16 protein-coding genes are annotated in these 18,136 nt (G+C 35.3%); 13 read left to right on the top strand and 3 right to left on the bottom strand.

Features of this window, described 5'->3' with window-relative positions; all coding sequences use genetic code 11:
• Positions 1-120: 120 nt before the first annotated feature.
• From ACJ5H0_RS15195 to ACJ5H0_RS15135, 13 genes are all read left to right on the top strand, one after another.
• Positions 121-1,194: a UvrD-helicase domain-containing protein gene (locus ACJ5H0_RS15195; protein ID WP_411250155.1), complete on the top strand. Its 1,074-nt coding sequence runs from the start codon at positions 121-123 to the stop codon at positions 1,192-1,194.
• Positions 1,190-2,749, top strand: a complete 1,560-nt coding sequence (locus tag ACJ5H0_RS15190; RefSeq protein ID WP_411250366.1) for a UvrD-helicase domain-containing protein — start codon at positions 1,190-1,192, stop codon at positions 2,747-2,749. Before ACJ5H0_RS15195 ends, ACJ5H0_RS15190 begins: the two co-directional genes overlap by 5 nt.
• On the top strand, positions 2,712-3,185 hold the full coding sequence (locus tag ACJ5H0_RS15185) for a hypothetical protein (RefSeq protein WP_411250152.1): 474 nt from the start codon (positions 2,712-2,714) through the stop codon (positions 3,183-3,185). Before ACJ5H0_RS15190 ends, ACJ5H0_RS15185 begins: the two co-directional genes overlap by 38 nt.
• A gap of 295 nt (positions 3,186-3,480) precedes the next feature.
• The gene (tssD, locus tag ACJ5H0_RS15180; protein ID WP_172284349.1) at positions 3,481-3,885 is read left to right on the top strand and encodes a type VI secretion system tube protein TssD; all 405 of its coding nucleotides are present in this window, start codon (positions 3,481-3,483) and stop codon (positions 3,883-3,885) included.
• Positions 3,886-4,166: 281 nt separating this feature from the next.
• Positions 4,167-6,092 (top strand): type VI secretion system Vgr family protein, encoded by a 1,926-nt coding sequence (locus ACJ5H0_RS15175; protein ID WP_172284350.1) that lies wholly within the window; start codon positions 4,167-4,169, stop codon positions 6,090-6,092.
• Between the two features lie 293 nt (positions 6,093-6,385).
• Positions 6,386-7,033 carry a DUF3289 family protein gene (locus ACJ5H0_RS15170; protein WP_411250147.1) on the top strand — a complete coding sequence of 216 codons (648 nt, stop codon included), beginning with the start codon at positions 6,386-6,388 and terminating at the stop codon, positions 7,031-7,033.
• Between the two features lie 7 nt (positions 7,034-7,040).
• Positions 7,041-7,487: a hypothetical protein gene (locus tag ACJ5H0_RS15165; RefSeq protein WP_411250146.1), complete on the top strand. Its 447-nt coding sequence runs from the start codon at positions 7,041-7,043 to the stop codon at positions 7,485-7,487.
• A gap of 20 nt (positions 7,488-7,507) precedes the next feature.
• A complete protein-coding gene (locus tag ACJ5H0_RS15160) occupies positions 7,508-8,626 on the top strand; it encodes a hypothetical protein (RefSeq protein WP_411250144.1) in 1,119 nt (372 codons plus the stop codon).
• Between the two features lie 515 nt (positions 8,627-9,141).
• Positions 9,142-9,945 (top strand): hypothetical protein, encoded by an 804-nt coding sequence (locus ACJ5H0_RS15155; RefSeq protein WP_411250142.1) that lies wholly within the window; start codon positions 9,142-9,144, stop codon positions 9,943-9,945.
• Between the two features lie 243 nt (positions 9,946-10,188).
• Positions 10,189-14,013, top strand: a complete 3,825-nt coding sequence (locus ACJ5H0_RS15150) for a PAAR-like protein (protein WP_411250139.1) — start codon at positions 10,189-10,191, stop codon at positions 14,011-14,013.
• A gap of 5 nt (positions 14,014-14,018) precedes the next feature.
• A complete protein-coding gene (locus ACJ5H0_RS15145; RefSeq protein ID WP_411250136.1) occupies positions 14,019-14,459 on the top strand; it encodes a hypothetical protein in 441 nt (146 codons plus the stop codon).
• Positions 14,460-14,832: 373 nt separating this feature from the next.
• The gene (locus ACJ5H0_RS15140; RefSeq protein ID WP_411250133.1) at positions 14,833-15,288 is read left to right on the top strand and encodes an XAC2610-related protein; all 456 of its coding nucleotides are present in this window, start codon (positions 14,833-14,835) and stop codon (positions 15,286-15,288) included.
• Positions 15,289-15,348: 60 nt separating this feature from the next.
• Positions 15,349-15,819 (top strand): hypothetical protein, encoded by a 471-nt coding sequence (locus ACJ5H0_RS15135; RefSeq protein ID WP_172284364.1) that lies wholly within the window; start codon positions 15,349-15,351, stop codon positions 15,817-15,819.
• A gap of 76 nt (positions 15,820-15,895) precedes the next feature.
• On the opposite strand, the gene ACJ5H0_RS15130 is transcribed toward ACJ5H0_RS15135, so the two are convergent.
• The 3 genes from ACJ5H0_RS15130 to ACJ5H0_RS15120 form a co-directional block, all read right to left on the bottom strand.
• Complete coding sequence (locus ACJ5H0_RS15130; RefSeq protein WP_172284366.1) at positions 15,896-16,405, bottom strand: ferritin; 510 nt, start codon at positions 16,403-16,405, stop codon at positions 15,896-15,898.
• Positions 16,406-16,530: 125 nt separating this feature from the next.
• Positions 16,531-16,977, bottom strand: a complete 447-nt coding sequence (locus ACJ5H0_RS15125; protein WP_411250130.1) for a hypothetical protein — start codon at positions 16,975-16,977, stop codon at positions 16,531-16,533.
• A gap of 184 nt (positions 16,978-17,161) precedes the next feature.
• Positions 17,162-18,115: a hypothetical protein gene (locus ACJ5H0_RS15120; RefSeq protein ID WP_411250128.1), complete on the bottom strand. Its 954-nt coding sequence runs from the start codon at positions 18,113-18,115 to the stop codon at positions 17,162-17,164.
• Positions 18,116-18,136: the final 21 nt, after the last annotated feature.

Genomic DNA, 18,136 nt, shown 5'->3' with positions numbered 1-18,136 from the left:
GTTAACGCGTTTTAGCATTTTTTTTTGATTTTCCATTCTGATTTTGTTAAAGCACCATTTTCAATTGTTAAAATTTCATTTAAATTTTAGCTAACTTGCATCTTCAATTCATCTCAAAAAATGCAAAATTCTTATACAGTAATCAATGCTTCCGCCGGTTCCGGAAAGACCTATGCGCTGGTTCAGAGGCTTCTGATGATCTGTCTTCGTTATCCTAATCAGCAGCATGCCATCAGAAATATTCTGGCATTAACGTTCACCAACAAAGCGGCCAATGAGATGAAAGAAAGAATTTTATCCTGGTTGGGAGCCTTTTCTGCAAGCAACTTCGCTGATAATAATGATTTAAAAAACATTCAGAAAGTTTTTGAAGAAGAAGGTTTAAAGATAACCATTGATGAATTGCACATCCGGTCTAAAAAATTACTGGATTATATTCTTCATAATTATTCTACCTTAAATATTGGTACAATCGATCGTTTTAATTCCCGCCTGGTAAGAAGTTTTTCTTACGAATTAGGGTTAGCTAAAAATTTTAATCTCGAGATTGAAGCAGAGCCTTTCCTCATTGAAGCTGTAGACAAAATGCTTGATCAGATCGGTGAGAATGATGCAATATCAAATTCTTTCATGGATTATGTGGATTACAGCCTCGAAAATAACGAGCGAATCAATCTTAACAAGAATCTTTATGACTCTGCAAAAGAGTTTGTAAAAGATATTCACTATGAACAGCTGAAAAGCAATACCAATTTTGACGATTCCAATTATGAAAATATAAAGAATACTATCCGGAAAGAGATTGTATTTAATAAGAAAAGAGCTGTTGAAATCGCTACGAAATCTATTGATCTTTTTAAATCAAGAAATATCGATGTTGAGGACTTTGCACAAGGTAAAAACGGTATTGGAGGGTTTTTTACTAAAGTTCTGGATTTTTACCATCAGAAGAGACCCGGTTTTCCTTTTCCGACAACTCAGGAAGACTCTGTGGTTAATAATTACAGAAAAGGAGCCGCCTCAAAATCAAAAAGTAAAGAGCCTGAAATTCTAGAAATTCTTGATGAATTATTAGAAAACAGAATGCAGCTTATTCTTCTTTATATTGAAACACAGAAAAAGGAGAAAATATTATCTGCATTACTTCCTTTAAAAGTAAACAAGGACATTCAGGATGAATTAAAAAAAAATTGAAGAGGAAAATGATCTTGTTCTCCTTTCTAAATTTAATATCCTCATCAATGAAAACCTGAAAAATGAACCTTCGGCTTTTATTTATGAAAAAGTAGGCTCCCAGTTTCAGCACTATTTTTTTGATGAATTTCAGGATACTTCGGAATTACAATGGCAAAATTTCGTCCCATTAAGAGACCATAGTGTCTCGACAGAGAATACAACATTTACATTGGTAGGTGATCCCAAACAAAGTATTTACAGATTCAGGGGTGGTGAGAGCAAGCTCATGCTGGACATTATCAACAAAAAAGAAATTTCTCCCAAACAAGCCGAACTTCTTGTATTAAAAGATAATTGGCGAAGTGCAAAAAATATTGTTCGATTCAATAATGAACTGTATCAATTTCATGCCTTAAATCTTGAAGAGGAACATAAAAATATATTTGGGACGGATGCCGAACAAAATCCTAAATCAGAAATTGATGGAAGGGTCAAAGTAAATCTTATTGAAAATCTCACCAATGAGGATTTCTACAATGACACTTCCGAAAGAATGCAGAAAGACATTCAGGATTGTCTTGACAACGGATTCAGGTTTGCAGATATTACTATTCTATGTCGTGGCAATTTTGATATTTTCAGCTATTCACAGAAGCTAGGGAACCTGAAAGTGAGGTATAGAGGAGAAGAAACCAATATTAAAACCATATCAGATAAAGGACTGACGCTAGAACTCTCAAATACCATTCAGGCTGTCATTGAGTTCTTAAAATGGGAAACCAATCCTAAAAACAAAACCAATTTAATCATGATGATGTATTATCTGAATAAATTGGGAAAAGTAAACATGCCAGATTTTACCCTGAGTATGAAAGAAATTCTGGATATTGAATCCCACGATGACATCCTCCCGTTTATCCAAAACAAATATGCTTTACGACTAAAACAAGATCACTTCCCCCGATTTAATTTATACAATTTTGTAGAGTACTATATTAATGAGTTTTCTTTTGATAATAAAGAAACCGACTTCCTGTTAAACTTTCTTGAAATGCTCTTTAACTTTACTCAAAATGCAGGAGCGAGCACTAAAGAATTTTTAAAATACTGGGATGAAGAAGCCTCCACATATACCATTCAGGCCTCAGAAAATATTGATGCTATCCAGATCATGACGATTCATAAAGCCAAAGGACTTGAGTTTCCGGTTGTTTTTATTCCTATGATGAATAAAAACCGTGATGCTGAATTTTCCAACTGGTTTGAAACCAACAGCAATGAAGCTTTGAAATCTGTTAATATCAATCAGTTTAGCAAAAGCCTGGAAGTCTATGATGAAGAAATTGAAAAATTCAATAAGAAGAATTCCTATAAAAATCTGATAGACAGGTTGTGTCTTCAGTATGTCGCCACTACTCGTCCTGTAGAACAGCTGTTTTTCTATATTCAGAAACAAAATAAAACTTCAAATAATCTCGAAATCCTGGAATTTATTCAAGGTAAAAATACAGAACAGTCTGATGAATTTGATCTTTATGAGGTACATCCTGAAATGCTCAAAAAAAAACTCTAAAGTCAAAACCTCATCTTTCAGGACAAAAGATATCAGGAATCTCAAAAATATCAACGAAAAAAATACATCTGTAAAAATAGCGACACCATCTAAGAACTATCAGGTTCGCAATGAGAAAGTGAGGATAGGACTTTTCGTTCACGAACTGTTATCTAAGATCAACACTAAAAAAGATATTCAGAAAGTATTGGAAAGCTACCTTCTGGAAGGGCAAATCACAGTAACTGAAAAGAATGAAATTGAGGAAACGCTTCAGGAAATCGTTACAGCTCATGCTGAATTCTTTGACGAAAGATGGGAAGTAATCAACGAGAAAGATATCATGATCTCCGAAAGAGGGGAAAGCAGAATTTACCGGCCCGACAGAATTCTAAAAAATGGTGAAGATTATATCATTGTAGATTTTAAAACCGGAGAAGTCACTGAAAAAAAATGACCGTCAAATTGAAACTTATAAAAGTGTACTGGAAAGTCTCGGAAGGAAAGTTATCAAGACCCAGCTCATCTATTTATAACGCAAAATCCCTTTAACAGAAGGATTTCAGGAACTTTTAAAATTTACAAATCGTAGAATTACGACAAAATATCGTAGAACTACGACATGAAATCGTAGAACCACTACAAAAATCAAATCTTGTCTTTAAAAATTTTTGAGTCCGATTAAAGTACTATACATTTGCTACATAATCACTGAATTATATAATATTTAATAACGATTAAAATTTACCATTATGGCAGCAAATTCAAGAGGAATCTTAAAATTCAACGGAAGTGAAGGTCAGAAATTATTAAAGCTTAACTACAGCGTATCAAGATCTACAGACGTTTCAGGACGTGTAGCTTCTGACCCTTCCAACGCAATCATCAAATTAACGATCGAAGCTACAGAAAAATCTGACATCTTAGAAAGCTTACTTAACGGGAAATATAAGCCTACAACAGGTGAAGTTACTTTCAACAAATCTCACGAAGAAGGAACATTAATTACTTTAACATGGGAGAACGGATATGTAATTCAACATGAAGTAGACTTTGATGCTGTGGATGACAACAGTATGCTGATCAGCTTCATCGTAAGTGCAGAAAAAATTCATTATGGTAACGGTATCTATGAAGGTATCTGGCCAGGTGCATAATCAATGCCTACAAACATTTATACATAAAAGATCATCCATAGGGATGATCTTTTTATCTCTCCGGGAGAATATTATACAATTAATCATTCTCTTTGGTCACTTAAAATGTTCAGTTAGTAAATAAAATATTTTATACTTGTTTTTCAATATGACGATTATAAAATAAACATTTACATCTATAAAAGTCGTAATTCTACTACAGTTTTTAAAATTTAACAAAATTAATCAACTTGAATTGGAAAACATTTCTAATTTAGTAAGTGAACACCAAAAACATAAGAATGAAAAATAAGACTACCAACGCAGATAAAATTGCTGAAAATCATATTGCAGGAGTACAGCGTGTGGTGAAGCTGGACGTAGTGATTGAAGGTAAAATTATTAACCATTTCAAACACTTCCGCTTACAGCAAAGTACAAGAAGACATCATAGCTTTGAGTTGACCTTAGCTCACGATTCTTTAGGGTCTTTGCAAAATCATGAGCTTGATCAGGCTCAGCAGTTTCTCGGAAAACGCTTAACGGTCGTTTTTAAATATAAGGATGCTGAAAATGAGAGTCCTGAACAAACTTTCGTCGGACTCATTACCAAAGTGGCTTTTAGTCAGGAAAAAATGAGTTTAGGCAATATTGTTCTGAAAGGATACAGCCCTACTATTTTAATGGATTCCGCTCCACATACACAAAGCTTTGGCGGTGATAAACCGGTGAATACTTCTATCATTGCCGACAGGATTTTAAAGGAGACCCTTAATTCAGGTAAATTTGACTATAAAGTTGATACCCAGAACAAAAGCTATATTAATTACAGCGCCCAGTACAAGGAAACCCATTACAATTACCTTGCGAGGCTTGCCGAAACCTACGGAGAGCAATTCTATTATGATGGCGAAACACTGTATTTCGGTAAACTTCCACCCAAAGATCAACCCATACGCCTTACTTACGGAAGTAATGTAAGTGATGTTTCCGTGGAACTGAGAGCGGTGCATACTAAACCGGAGTTTTTTGGATATAACAGCAGTAATCACACAAAATTATTAAGTACATCTGCAAGCATAAAGCATTTGGGACAGCTGGCTGCCAAGGCTTATGATCTTAATAATGACATCTATAAAACCCGTTCCCTGAACCCATCTCCAATTAATGCCAATATGTCGTTAAATGTTGATGATTCCCAAAAAAGTGCTGCGGGAAGTGCCGCAGTAGAAGTCTTTACCGTATCAGGGACAACCTCTGTTCCTTTTTTACATCCTGGTTGTGTTGCAGATATAGAAATGAGAAAACCGGATAGCAACCAGACGACTTATTTCACCAAGCTTATGATCACTGAAGTCTCTCACGAAGTTAATACCAGAGGTATCTATACAGGATCATTTGAAGCAATAGCCGAGGGGACCGGATTTATTCCAAAACCGGAATTTATCACTCCAAGTGCAGAACCACAGATTGCCACTGTAGTTTCCAATACAGACCCATTAAATCAGGGACGGATACAAGTACAATTTGACTGGCAACTAAATGACACCACTCATTTTATAAGAATGATGAGCCCTGATGCCGGAGGGACAGATGTAATCACTCAAAACAGAGGGTTTGTAGCGATTCCGGAAGTTGGAGATCAGGTAATGGTTGGCTTTGAATATCATCATCCCGACTTTCCTTTCGCCATGGGTGGAATGTTTCATGGAGCTGTTGGTTTAGGAGGAGGTGTTAACAATCATATAAAATCGATACAAACGCGAAGTGGAAATAAGGTAATTTTTAATGACGCAGAAGGAAGTATCTACATAGAAGATCCGAGTGGGAATACCTACTTTATGGATGGAAAAGGAAGCATTATTGTGAATGCTCCAAAAGATATGACCTTTACTGCAGGAAATAATATAAGAATGTCCGCAGGAAATGATATCACTTCCATAGCGGGCAGCAATATATTTGCTACAGCAAATGTCAATATCGTATCGAATGCGGGAGTAAACATGGTTGATACAGCCGGAAGAGACCTTTTACAAACTGCTACAGGAAATATTCATGAGTCTTCTGATATGAGAACAGAGATTGCTGAAAATGAAAGAAATGTTCAGTCCAAAAAGAGCGACTCTTATGCTGAAAAGGTTACCGTTGTGAGTACTAAAGAAAATATGATCTTACAAAGTGAGAAAACCGTAAAATCTCAAAGCGGAGAGCAAGGAAATTCACATTAAAAACAGTGATATGGCCATTGTAAAAAAAAGCTAATAATATCAATATACAGGTCAGTAATAACTATACTAATCTATGCAAAGTTTCCAATGAAGAATCGGAACATGTAATTATTGAGGCTACGAAGCAAAATCTTGAGCTCTCAAGTCAGAAACGTGCCATATTACAAGGTTTCGGAAAAGATGGAAAAGGTGATGAAGGATGCAAAGAAGGGGTAGTCCGAATAAGCCAGAAGCAGATTGGCAAGGCCAAAAGGGATCCTGGATTCAATTTTGACGGAACAAAGGCCGAAGATATGTATTTTGCCGATAAGCCGGCATCTTCCGCCTCCATACAAAATGATCCGGTTTTTAAATTAAATGATGCAACATTAGGAGCATATCTGGATCAGCTGATGAAGTCTTTATCTATTGGTGATATGGAAACTGTAGCCCTGGAAATGTCGGATCGATTTAAAAAGGGCACAGGTGGAACTTATAAGAGTGATGTTCTGAATAAAAAAATTGCAGGCAATGATGCCTTTATCACTTATCATAATAAATTTCTAACGGATTTTAAAAAGGAGCTGAAAAAAAGTAATTATGATCCAGCTGCAATGGGAGTTATTTCGATGGGACTTTTAAATTTTTCGTCATTCTGGGATAAAGTATCAGGATTAGGGATTACAGTACATCAGGTATGGAGTGCCAAAGCCGAAATCCTGGATTATTCTTATAACAAATGTACCAAAGTATGGAGCGGAAAGCTGAAATATACGTTTTACGATCACTATGGTCTGGATTGGGATGATATCGTAAAACATGGTGGTGACATTATCCCGCAATACCATACCGGAGATTTTTTTAAAGCCTGGTATATTCTACAGCATTACAGAACGGCAAGACCTTTCATTACCGAAATGGAAAAAAGCGTAGATTTAAATGGCAATTCCGATAAGGACTAAATTTATCATGAAAAACTTAATCATTTTATTAACATTATTTGTGGCATGTATCCAAAACAAGTCGGAAGACTTTCAGTTAGTTGCTTTATCTCCCGTTACCTACGAGTTTAAAGCAGGAGAAAATAAAAATAGAATCGACTATTTTTATGTAGAAGGAAATTTTTCATACGACGTTGATGAATATGAAAAATTGAAAAAGAAAATTGATGACAAAACAGCAGAGACAGATATAAAGAACTATCAGCTATACTCTGTTTATATCTATAAAAAAACAGATGTTCTGAATCAACAGTATAAGGCTGGAAGAGAAGGATTAGACGGTCACAACCAGGATCTCATCGCTTATATCAGATATGATAAAGGAAACAGGGATATTTTTTATATAACCGAAAGAGGCAATGTGGTTTATGATGTTCTTTCAAACAAGGAAGAAGATTTTGAGTTTGAACAATAATACAAAAACTAGAAGCAACCATGGGCGCAGGTGTAGTATTTGATGAAAAGACCAACATTCCCAGAAAAGGGATTGAGGCAACGCAAGTCAAAAGTATTAAGCTTATTTCTGACCTGGATGATGGTTCTTTAAACGACGGAAGTAAAACGATCAAGGAAAAGTCCGGGCTTGTATACGGAAAGACCTATACATTCAAAGTAGAAACATATACCAACGATGCACCAAAGGATCCTAGTATGATTCGGTGGGCGGTTAGCTATACAGATACTGAAACAGGTAAATTCTACAAAAATGCTTTGGAAGGTCCCAATACTGGTGAAGAAATCAGTATAACATTTAATGATGCCAACGGATGTGGAAATAATCTGGAGATCAAAGCATATATCAACGATGTAGATAATGAAGGAAAATTAACCCTTTTCAAACACAACAGATTCCGGTTTTTTGACCGCAAAACATTAAAATCGGAAATCCAGCAAAGGATGAATACCGGAAAAGATATAGATCAGGGACAAAGCTCAATGTGTGCTATTGCACTGATCGGGCACTTTCTGGCTATCCAGAAACCCTCTGATTACGAAAAAATAATTTTAGACATGCACCGTACGGGTGAAGCTATAGTTCCATCTACTCAATATAAAATTAAACTGGATAAGGATGAGCACCTTATCAAAGTGAAAGATTCCGATGCCAGCTATCCGAATAACAGCAATGGTGGAAAAATGTCTTATGCTGACTTTATATTTTTATTCACCATTAAGGACTATTTGAATAGTGTTTTTGATTACGATCCCGACGGTACAAGTGCAGGCGGTTTTGTAGAAGGAGGTACTGGACTCACACTTCCTCACGAAGTGGCAAGCATGATGAAGAACATTCTTTCTTACACTGATGTGAAAAATGAGACCAACCTTGTGACAAGTAAATGGGCAAGTGCAAAAAGTTCGGCAAATGAATTGTCCGGGCTTCTCACCAACGGCTATAGTATTGGCCTCCTTATTACTGCCGGTAATTTTCAGAATAACAGCAAAGGTACATTTACGATTCCTAACCACTGGGTGGGACTTAAAGGAGTTACATTAGATGAAAAAAATGAAAAAGTGATATTGACCCTATTTACATGGGGGGGATATCAGTAAGGTATGGACTGTATCTTTTGATCCTTTTGAAGACGGATATTTCGGGTATGTAGCCGGAAAATAACTCTATGATATAACTAACGAACGGATTATGATAAATAATTTTATAATAAAGAACTGGAAAACAATTTTCAATATTCAGGTAGTCATATTTGTGGCATTTGCTATCCTTACATTTATTTATTACTGGGATAAACCAGCACATACCTATTTCAACAGAAGCTTTGACACTTCAAACCTCCAGGCCGTGTTTTCTTTACTAATGACTTATCTTTTCGTCTTTTTTTATAGCTATGGCTTTTATTTATCCCATCCTCTTTTTAATTCAGATATTGAGTTTACGAAAGGAAAAGGACAACAAAAAAACAATGAAATTATTGATACTGTTTGTATTATATATTTTAAGTATTATTTCAGTTTTTGCGTTATATACCATTAACAATGCTCAGGCCATAAAAGCTCTTAATCACTAACATCAATAGGAATGTTTTTCTAACCACAATTATAAGAATGCAATGATACCTTCTAAAGCTGACATATTCCCTACATCCACTTATTTTTTACAGGATAAATGTACCGTGAAAATAGGAAGAGAGGAACATGAAGCCTTACTGTCTTATACATTATACGTGGAAACCAAAGAGGATGAAGATTATGATGTATCTATCAGCAGGACGAATCTTAAAGTAAATAACAAAAAAATAGATACGAAGTTCCTTGAAATATCAAACACTTATATGGAAGCATTATTTCCTATTCACTGTAAAATAGAAAACTACAAACTTAGCATCCACAATATAAATCAGATAAAAAAACGCATACAAAAAACGGACTCAGAAATACGATCTGTTTATAGTGGAGAAGGCACAGATCATATCCGGAATCATTTTTTCAATGCTACAGAAACTGAAGAAAAACTTATGCAATTTATCCGAGAGCTCCATTTCATGAAAGTTGCTGAAGCCAGTATGCAAAAATTCAACAATAAAAAGCAATATGACACTTCCTGGAAGGTACTTCCGATCGGGACATCACAATGGAAGGGAGAAACTTTCTATGAAAAGGAAAAAAATACCCTATTCTTTGAACCTAAAATAGATAATGCCCAGGAAATTATGAATGACGTTATCAGATATATTCATCAACATGAATATGCCGTTGATTTTGAGAAAGAAAACGTCCCTCTCTATGCAGATTTTAAACATAATATCAGCTACACGGGTAAAACAGCAAGGATTGAATCAGCCGAAACCGATGTCTGTATAGAAGTAGAAGATAAATTCTATTACCAACACATTATAACCATACAAACAAAATAACGATATGGCAGCTTCCATCCCATATAAGGTACAGAGCGGTGAGACGTTACAGGATATAGCCAAAAAATTGGGTATCAAAGAATGGACTAAGCTCAAACAATACCATGATCAAAATGCAGGCGCTGACCCAAAGGTTCCGAATGTTCCCTATCCGGGGTTTAATCTCCTGACTCCGTCAAAAGAGGAAATATATGAGATGAACGGAGAAACTCCTCCACCCGACCCTGCTGAAGAACAAAAAAAATGCCGAACAAAAACAAGGAGAGGAAAAAAAAGAAGGAAGAAGAGCAGAAAAAAGAAGAGAACGCTGCTAAAAGCGATCACGATGGAAAATACTTTGTCGTACATAATGCAAAATGTGTTTGTGATAAAGCTGAAAATCCAAAACAAACCGCTGACCTTCAAGTAACCACTCATAAAATAATAGTTCTTAATGACGATAGCAGTAAGCTGGCTGCTACGGAAGAGGACAAAACCTTCAATCCACCGGTTGCAACCTTCGGAAAATGTACCCTTAAGCCCTCTGCCGGAGGCAACCTGCCTTGCGCTCTGGCTCCAGCACCCAAATGGAACAAAACCTATGAAAGCACACAGGTAATGGGCAAAAATACTCTTACAGAAATATCCGAATTGCAATGTATGGTTGGGGGCAAAATAACCATAGACAAACATGGACAGACCGATTCTGTAAGTAACGCACATGCAGATAATACCAATCCCTTAGAGCTTGCCATGGTAAATCCTGCAGTAGCACAGCCTAAGAAAAAAGAGGAATATCCAGTAGTTACTTCTATAACGCTTACAAAAATAGAAAACAGAAAAGATTTTAAAGAAATCGATTCAAAAGGTAAAAAAGACATCATTTATCTTCGAAAAAATGAAGAAACTGATTTCAAAGCCAACCTGAAGAGCGGAAACAAGCAGCTTACCTCTTGGATGGTTTACAAGAATCATCAGGGTAAAAAAGAAGACAGGATTCTTCTCAAAGAACAAATCGGAACTGAGTTTTCACAGAGCTTTGCGGAAACAGGCAAATTCAGAGTAGAAGGATATGGGAAGCCTAAAAGTCCTGATTTTGAAAAAGGAAAATATGACAAATGTGACCCTTCATGCTCAATCGATATTGAAGTGGTAGAAAACACTCTGCTCGATATAGAGTGTACATCAGGAGATTTTTCGACAAGGATAGATCCTTCTAAAAACAGAAAATTCAGACGCGGTGTTCCTTCTGTCTTTAAAGCTAAATTTTTTATTCCTGATCTCACTGAAGAAGAAAAATCAAGACTTACATTATCTTTACTTGATGGAAGCGGAAATGTTGTTACGGATGCTGTTCAAGATGGAGATACATTGACGTTTACTCCTCAAAATACCCAGGCAAAATATACTATTATAGCCCGGTATATAAATGATACAGGAAACGTTATAGAAAAACAAATGTCCGGAGAAACTGAGGGTAATGCTGTAATCGGAATAAGCCATGGTGCTGAAGTAGTAAGACCGGGAACCGCCATGTCATTCAGTGTTTCGAAAATGAAATATAACTTCGGAAACAATCCTCTTTATGACCTTACTTCAGATGAGTCTTCGGAGATCAAGTGGAATTTGAACGGAATATTACAGGGCACAGGTAAAAGCATTACAATACCGGGCAATCTGCTTATGGCGCCTGGAAAATATGTTGTGGAAGCCTATAGCAAAGTTGCCAACGCTACGGGAAAACGAGCAAAAGACGAAGATGACGACTGGCGTTTCGAAGTAAAAAATAATGTGGTCACCGAAATAAAATATGATAAAAAACCAAAAGTTGGAGTCAATATTTTATTTGAAATAAGCAAAATGCTTATTAAAGACTACGATGCTTCAAAAGACGGACCTATTATCTGGAAGATCACAGGTCCGGTTACGGCAGGAGGCACAGGTGAAAAATTTTCATATAAGTTTTTAGTTCCCGGAAAATATACTATCAATTGCAGTATGGGAGGTAGAAATTGTGAAAAGCCTTTATCTTTGGATGTTATTCAGCCCAAAGTAATTGCGGATACTGCAAAATGGATGGATAATGACGGAAGCAGCGGGAATATTATAAAAGAGGCCGGCTATGGCCAGGATATATCTGCTTATGTAAGATATGAGGGATTACAAGGTGAGGAAGTAAAGCTGGAAGTATACGATAATGACAGCACGGGAAGTAATATTATTTTTGAGAAGACAGGAACTTTAAATGAAACTGCTACAGCGGTTTACTGGCCTTTCACGTTAGATGACTCTATAAAACAGAAAATAGAAAGCAAGGGAGTAACTAAAAAAGGAGAATTGTTCTTTAAAATGAAATCCACAAACCCTTCGCTCATCATTCAGAATGCAGATAAGGCACTCGCCTCTTCTCTTATAGTTTCTGATGTTTCCAAAATCGTGGATGCTTATTTTTGTGATGCATCAGACACTGAGAAAAGATACAACTCCCCCATCACCACTCCGCTCTATTTTAAAATTTACGCCATCAATATGGTAGACAAAAATGTTGAGGTGCATTTTATTACAAAATCAGACATATATTTCGGAATAGCATGGAGTCCTAGACAATGGAAAGACTGGAAAGACGTAAAAGAAAAATTTTCTAAAGAGACTTTTTTCAATACACAAACAGGCAAAATCAATAAAAAAGGTGAGCTTATATTAAAAGTTGATCCTGCGAAATTAGGAAAGCCTAAAAATTATTTTAAAATTTCCGCCATTATTAAGGTAACAGAAGGAGAAGGAAAAGAAGCCAAGGAAAGGGCAGTGTATCTTGATCATTCCGATATGGCTATCTTATATGCAACTGCCAGCCTTCCTAATATGGTAGAAAACAAAGCTGCGGTAAAAGTTGGAAGAGAATCCTTATCAACAGGAAAAAATGAAGACGGAGTATGTGAATGTGAAGCAAAAGTAAGAGCATTCATGAGAATGCTAAGGGTGGGTGAAGGTACACAGGATGAAGGAGGTTATTCAAGAATTGTAGGAGGAAGTACATTAAAAGATCATGGAAAAGATTTCAGTGACCACCCTAAAGTAATGGTCTGGATAGATCAAATAAATGACTATTCTTCAGCCGCCGGAGCCTATCAGATTACAAAAAAGAATTGGCAGGATAACGGTTTTGCAACATGGAGAACCAATCATGGTATCACAGATTTTTCACCTGAAAGCCAGGATAAATATTGTGTATACCTGATTAAAGAAAAGAAAAAAGCATTAGATTTAATTAAGAAAGACGATATCAAAGGAGCCATCAGTAAGTGTAGAACTGAGTGGGCAAGTTTACCGGGAGCAGGATATGGTCAAAGAGAAGAAGCACTTGATCATGTTTTGAAAAAATATGAGCAATTCTATCAGGAAGAATTAAAAGGGCCAACAAATCATTTACATCTTAAAAAAGGATTTCTCAAAGAATTTGGTGAAAAGTGTTGTGACGAAGTTAAAGCAGTGGCAGGAGATATTAATAAATACAAAATTGATGTAGATAAATACACTTGCCCTAAGGTTATGAAATGCGATACATCTAAAAAATACCAATATGATATCTATGACAATAACCAATTGGTGAAAACAATTACACTGGAGAAAAATGAGCATAACCTATTACCTTTTCCAGAGACAGGACCTAATTGGGGTAGATTCGGAACGAGAGACAGAGGAGGTGATAACTGGGTTGCGGAAGATGTATGTGCAGCATTATTAGGATTCTTTTATTCATTACCTAAAAATAATTTTTCTGAAACCTTGTATTTCAATGATATATCTGCAAATGATGGACGAAATATAGGGCACTCCGGACATAATGAAGCAGGAAATGACATCGATATACGATATCCGGGTAGTTCAAACGGTGGCCAAACTTTATGGAGTGATGCAAAAGAAGCCTATAAAACAGAAGAGAAATTTATTGAAGTTTTGGAAAATATACTCCTGGTGGGAACCAAATGGGGCTTTAATAAAAACTATGCTTATAAAAAAGATATCAAGCATACTACCGGTAAGGCGACTTCAGTTCACCAGGATCATTTCCATTTAGGATTAAGATAACAAATATGATGAAAACAAATTTTTCCCTTTATACACTCATAGCGTTTGTTTTATTATTTTTTAATAATTTTAAAAGCCAGGAGAAAAGAGCACTAAATTATCAGAATGATGATTTAATACAAACTATTGGGATAGGTCTGGTACAATTAGTAAAAACGGATAAGGATATTGTTCTGTATACTGATAAATCCTTATCTCATATTAAAATAAAAAAAGCACAACCAGGAAAAGATATTATTCCTCTTCTTAATAAGGCAGATTATGGTATTCTTTTCTTCAGCTGTGTAGAAAAAAATGATAAGTTTTACAAGGTGGTAACATCCAAAAATAATTATGCCTATATAAAACCTTCAGAAAACTATTTATTTTATAGCTGGAAGGATTTTTTGGAGGATCAGATAACTAGTATTGAAACGAAAGATCCTAAAAAAAAATCCTCCGCGTGAAGCAATTAATGGCAAAATACTAGATATAAAAAACTGGAAATCTGATGATGAAATCGAAGTACTGAAAATCCAGGGCACCTGGTTACAGGTTAAAAACATAACCAGAAATAACCAAATATTTTGGATCGAATGGCGCAGTAATGATCAATTAAAAATATACTTAAACCTTTTAATGTAAGAATGAAAACAACCCTATTAAGTATTATATTAACTTCCATTTTTTTTATAAATTGCAGTAAGCCTTCCCCTGAAAAAGGGCACGGCTCAGGAAACCCTACAACAGAAAAAAAAAGAAGTCAAAACATCTAAAAATGAAAATTTTGATTTTAAGGTTAGTGTTGCTGCTAAAGATGACGAAAACAGACCTGTTCAATTGAAAATTAACATCTTTAAAAATAATAAGGGTTTCCAGGAAATCATGTATACACCAGGGACGTGGCCTGTCGTTGAAGATTCTTTAAGTTTAAACAGAATTAATTATTTCTTATCCGGAGAAAAAATAAAAGAAGGAATCGAAAATTATCATGATTTTATCATTGCTGATTTTAATTTTGACCAGCTTGAAGATTTTGCCATTCTGTATGATTCCGGAGGCAATGGTGGACCTGTATACTCTTACTATTTCCAGGATAAAAATGATGGCACATTTAAAATGAATAAAGAATTTCCTTTAAACGAAGGAGCCTTTCCAAAAATTATAGATAGTAACAATAAAACTTTGACAACCATTGCGCCATTAAGTTGCTGTAAAATAAATACTACCATTTTTCAGCTAAAGGAAAACAAGTGGAATATTCTGTCTTCAAAAGAGCAGGATATGAAACGTTAATAAAATATATCCCTACTTGTGGTTTTTTTTCATAAATTTAGTTTCTAAAACAAATTTAAGATGAAACAATTTATAACCTTAATGAGTCTGGGCGCCCTATTGCTGGTAAGTTGCAATGCTCCCAAAAAAGAAGCAATAGCAACAGATAAAGCTTCTCAGGGAAAAAATGTAAAAATCGAGTTTACAGGTACAGACAATGTAATTCCCAAAAATGCAAAGCTTAAAGTTAATTTGTATGGGGTACCTGCTAATATGGCTGATGTACCGGCAACCTTGATCGCAGAGAAAGAATATTCACAGGAAAAAATTCCTTTTACCATTGAACTTCCTGTACCTAACAACCCCGAAAGCCTAATTAAACCGGAAGTAAAGAAAGGAGATCCGGTAAAGTATTACGTTACGATTAATTGGGATTCCGATGGAAACGGAGTTGAAGATAAAGGAGATATCGTTATTGATTATGATAAAAAATTTCCAACCATCGATATTAATCAAGACCATCAACAAATCTTTTTAAAAGTATCAAAATAGAAACATCATATCGTAAAAAATAAAAAGAGTGAACTTGGATAAGGTTCACTCTTTTATATCTTAAAGCTATTAAGTCTTATGCATCTGCAGCAGGAACAAAAACTCTTTGAGCTAATTCCTGATCAAAAAGATACAATGCCGAAGGATTATCACAAACCATTTTGATTTTAGTAACCAATTGAGATGCGCTTGCCTCTTCCTCTACCTGCTCATTAATAAACCACTGTAAAAAAGAAGTTGTTGCAAAATCTCCCTCATCATTTGCATTCTTTACAATATTGAAAATACTTTTCGTTACTATTTTTTCGTGTTCAAGTGCTTTTTCAAAAATATCTGTTGCATTATCAAACTCATGAGGTGGTTTTGGAATTTCTCCGATAATGATTTCTCCTCCTACATCATTTAAATAATCAAACATCTTATCTGCATGCATTAATTCTTCCTTACTCTGAACCCTGAAATAATTGGCAATCCCGTCAAGATCCTTACTTGAAAACCAAGCAGACATTGAAAGGTAATATTGTGCGGCATATTGTTCGTGGGCTATTTGTTCGTTGATTAATTTTGCAATTTTTTCGCTTACCATAATAAAAGATTATATTCAAAATTACGGAATTAAAGCCCGATTTCAAAAAAATTAATGAAAATTAATGTAAAAAGGACGGAATTACTTCCGTCCTCAACACATTAAAAAAACACAATTATAAACTATCAATTTGCATTCGCAGTACCTGCAGGCATCGGCTTAACCATCATTTTTCTGTCTTTCATTTCTGCCTTTCTTTTTTCCATTTTAGCTTTTCTATCAGCCTGCCATTTATCATACTGCTCTGGAGTTAATATCTTTTTCATATCCGCATCCATTTGTGCTCTTTTGGCTTTCATTTCCTCCATCTTCGCTTGTCTCTCTCCTTTATTCTTTTCGAAATCAGCCATCATTTCCACTTTTCTCTTAGCCTGAAGGTCTTTAATCTGAGCAACCTGATTCTGGTTTAGATTAAGATCTTTCTGCATCTGATCCAGGCGCTCCTGTTCTCTTTGTTGCATTTTTTGCTGCATTTCAGCCTTTCTTGCCTGCTGATCCTGAGGAGTTGTTTGTTGAGCCATTGCAAAGCTTCCCATTCCGATAAAAGCTATTGCTAAAATTAATTTTTTCATTTTTTATATCTTTAATTAATTGTTATACATCTTTTGGATACCCAAACAAAACAGAAGTTAAATGAAAATATTCATAAAAAATGTTAATTTAAAGTATAAAAATCATAAAATAAAAACATAGCATTGAAAAAGGACAGATTATAAAAACCTGCCCTTCACACCACTTAAATATAATATATGAAAATTAATTATTTGCCAGTTTTTGTCTGAATCCGGAACCTCTGTTGTCGTTTCCATTATTTTGCTTTCTAAAACCGGAGTTTTCAGTTCTTTGTTGTCTGAACCCTTCTCCTCCTCCGTTCCTGAAACCATTATTGTTTTCTCTTCTCGGTCCATTGTCCCTTACGGCATCCCGATTTCGGTTTGTACGGAACCCACTGTTTCCGGATCTTTCTCTGTTTATATTATTATCACTTCTGAATCCGCTGTTATTTCTAACATTGTTATCCTGATTCCTGAAACCTCCCTGACTTCTGAATCCATTGTTTCCCTGATTTCTGTTGTCATTATCTCTAAAGCCAGAATAGTTTCTAGAGGAAACAACTTTAAGAGTAGGATTATCCATTCGTCGGAATCTTGCCCTATCTACTCTATAAACATTGATGTTTATATTTCTGTAACGTGGCATCACCGCATATCTTGGAACATAATAGCTTCTTCTGTAGTTTTGAAAGTAAACAATAGGACTTGAGCCATGATAGTAATTGTTTTGGAAAACAACGAAAACCCTTGGTCCTAAAATTCTTTGCATTGCATAAAATCTATCATAATACCATCTGTCCGGATTATACCTGTAGAAGTTATTCCAGCTTGCAAAATTGGAGTAAAGATTATTCAGATATAAGATCTGATCAATCTGCCACCGGTTTAATCTGTTTTGAGCAAAGAATACATTCCAGTTTACATTGATGATACTGTTCCTGTAATCATTGTAGTAGCTTTGGTAATAATCATTAGGATAATAGTCCTGAGGATAGTTGTAATAGTAATCGTCAGGGAAATAATTCTGATCATCCTGGTTGCTGTAGTATCCGTTATTATTATCATACCCATCATCATCCCATCCGTTATGTGGATACTGCTGGCCGAACGACAAAGTCGCCAAACCCAGTGCAAATCCTAAAAGTATATTTTTCATCTCAATAGCGTTAATTGGTTA

The sequence above is a fragment of the Chryseobacterium proteolyticum genome (genome assembly GCF_046591535.1).
In the GTDB taxonomy this organism is placed as follows: Bacteria; Bacteroidota; Bacteroidia; order Flavobacteriales; family Weeksellaceae; genus Chryseobacterium; species Chryseobacterium proteolyticum.
The sequence above is the reverse complement of the archived record's forward strand: the minus strand, read 5'-3'. Positions and strand labels throughout refer to the sequence as shown.

Bases quoted from the DNA above. Each gene is read 5' to 3' on its own strand.
- ACJ5H0_RS15175 (WP_172284350.1), top strand. From the start codon at position 4,167: ATGAAAAATAAGACTACCAACGCAGATAAAATTGCTGAAAATCATATT.
- ACJ5H0_RS15160 (WP_411250144.1), top strand. From the start codon at position 7,508: ATGGGCGCAGGTGTAGTATTTGATGAAAAGACCAACATTCCCAGAAAA.
- tssD (WP_172284349.1), top strand. From the start codon at position 3,481: ATGGCAGCAAATTCAAGAGGAATCTTAAAATTCAACGGAAGTGAAGGT.
- ACJ5H0_RS15155 (WP_411250142.1), top strand. From the start codon at position 9,142: ATGATACCTTCTAAAGCTGACATATTCCCTACATCCACTTATTTTTTA.
- ACJ5H0_RS15130 (WP_172284366.1), bottom strand. From the start codon at position 16,405: ATGGTAAGCGAAAAAATTGCAAAATTAATCAACGAACAAATAGCCCAC.
- ACJ5H0_RS15195 (WP_411250155.1), top strand. From the start codon at position 121: ATGCAAAATTCTTATACAGTAATCAATGCTTCCGCCGGTTCCGGAAAG.
- ACJ5H0_RS15125 (WP_411250130.1), bottom strand. From the start codon at position 16,977: ATGAAAAAATTAATTTTAGCAATAGCTTTTATCGGAATGGGAAGCTTT.
- ACJ5H0_RS15165 (WP_411250146.1), top strand. From the start codon at position 7,041: ATGAAAAACTTAATCATTTTATTAACATTATTTGTGGCATGTATCCAA.
- ACJ5H0_RS15185 (WP_411250152.1), top strand. From the start codon at position 2,712: ATGAGGTACATCCTGAAATGCTCAAAAAAAAACTCTAAAGTCAAAACC.
- ACJ5H0_RS15135 (WP_172284364.1), top strand. From the start codon at position 15,349: ATGAAACAATTTATAACCTTAATGAGTCTGGGCGCCCTATTGCTGGTA.
- ACJ5H0_RS15170 (WP_411250147.1), top strand. From the start codon at position 6,386: ATGTATTTTGCCGATAAGCCGGCATCTTCCGCCTCCATACAAAATGAT.
- ACJ5H0_RS15120 (WP_411250128.1), bottom strand. From the start codon at position 18,115: ATGAAAAATATACTTTTAGGATTTGCACTGGGTTTGGCGACTTTGTCG.
- ACJ5H0_RS15150 (WP_411250139.1), top strand. From the start codon at position 10,189: ATGCCGAACAAAAACAAGGAGAGGAAAAAAAAGAAGGAAGAAGAGCAG.
- ACJ5H0_RS15145 (WP_411250136.1), top strand. From the start codon at position 14,019: ATGATGAAAACAAATTTTTCCCTTTATACACTCATAGCGTTTGTTTTA.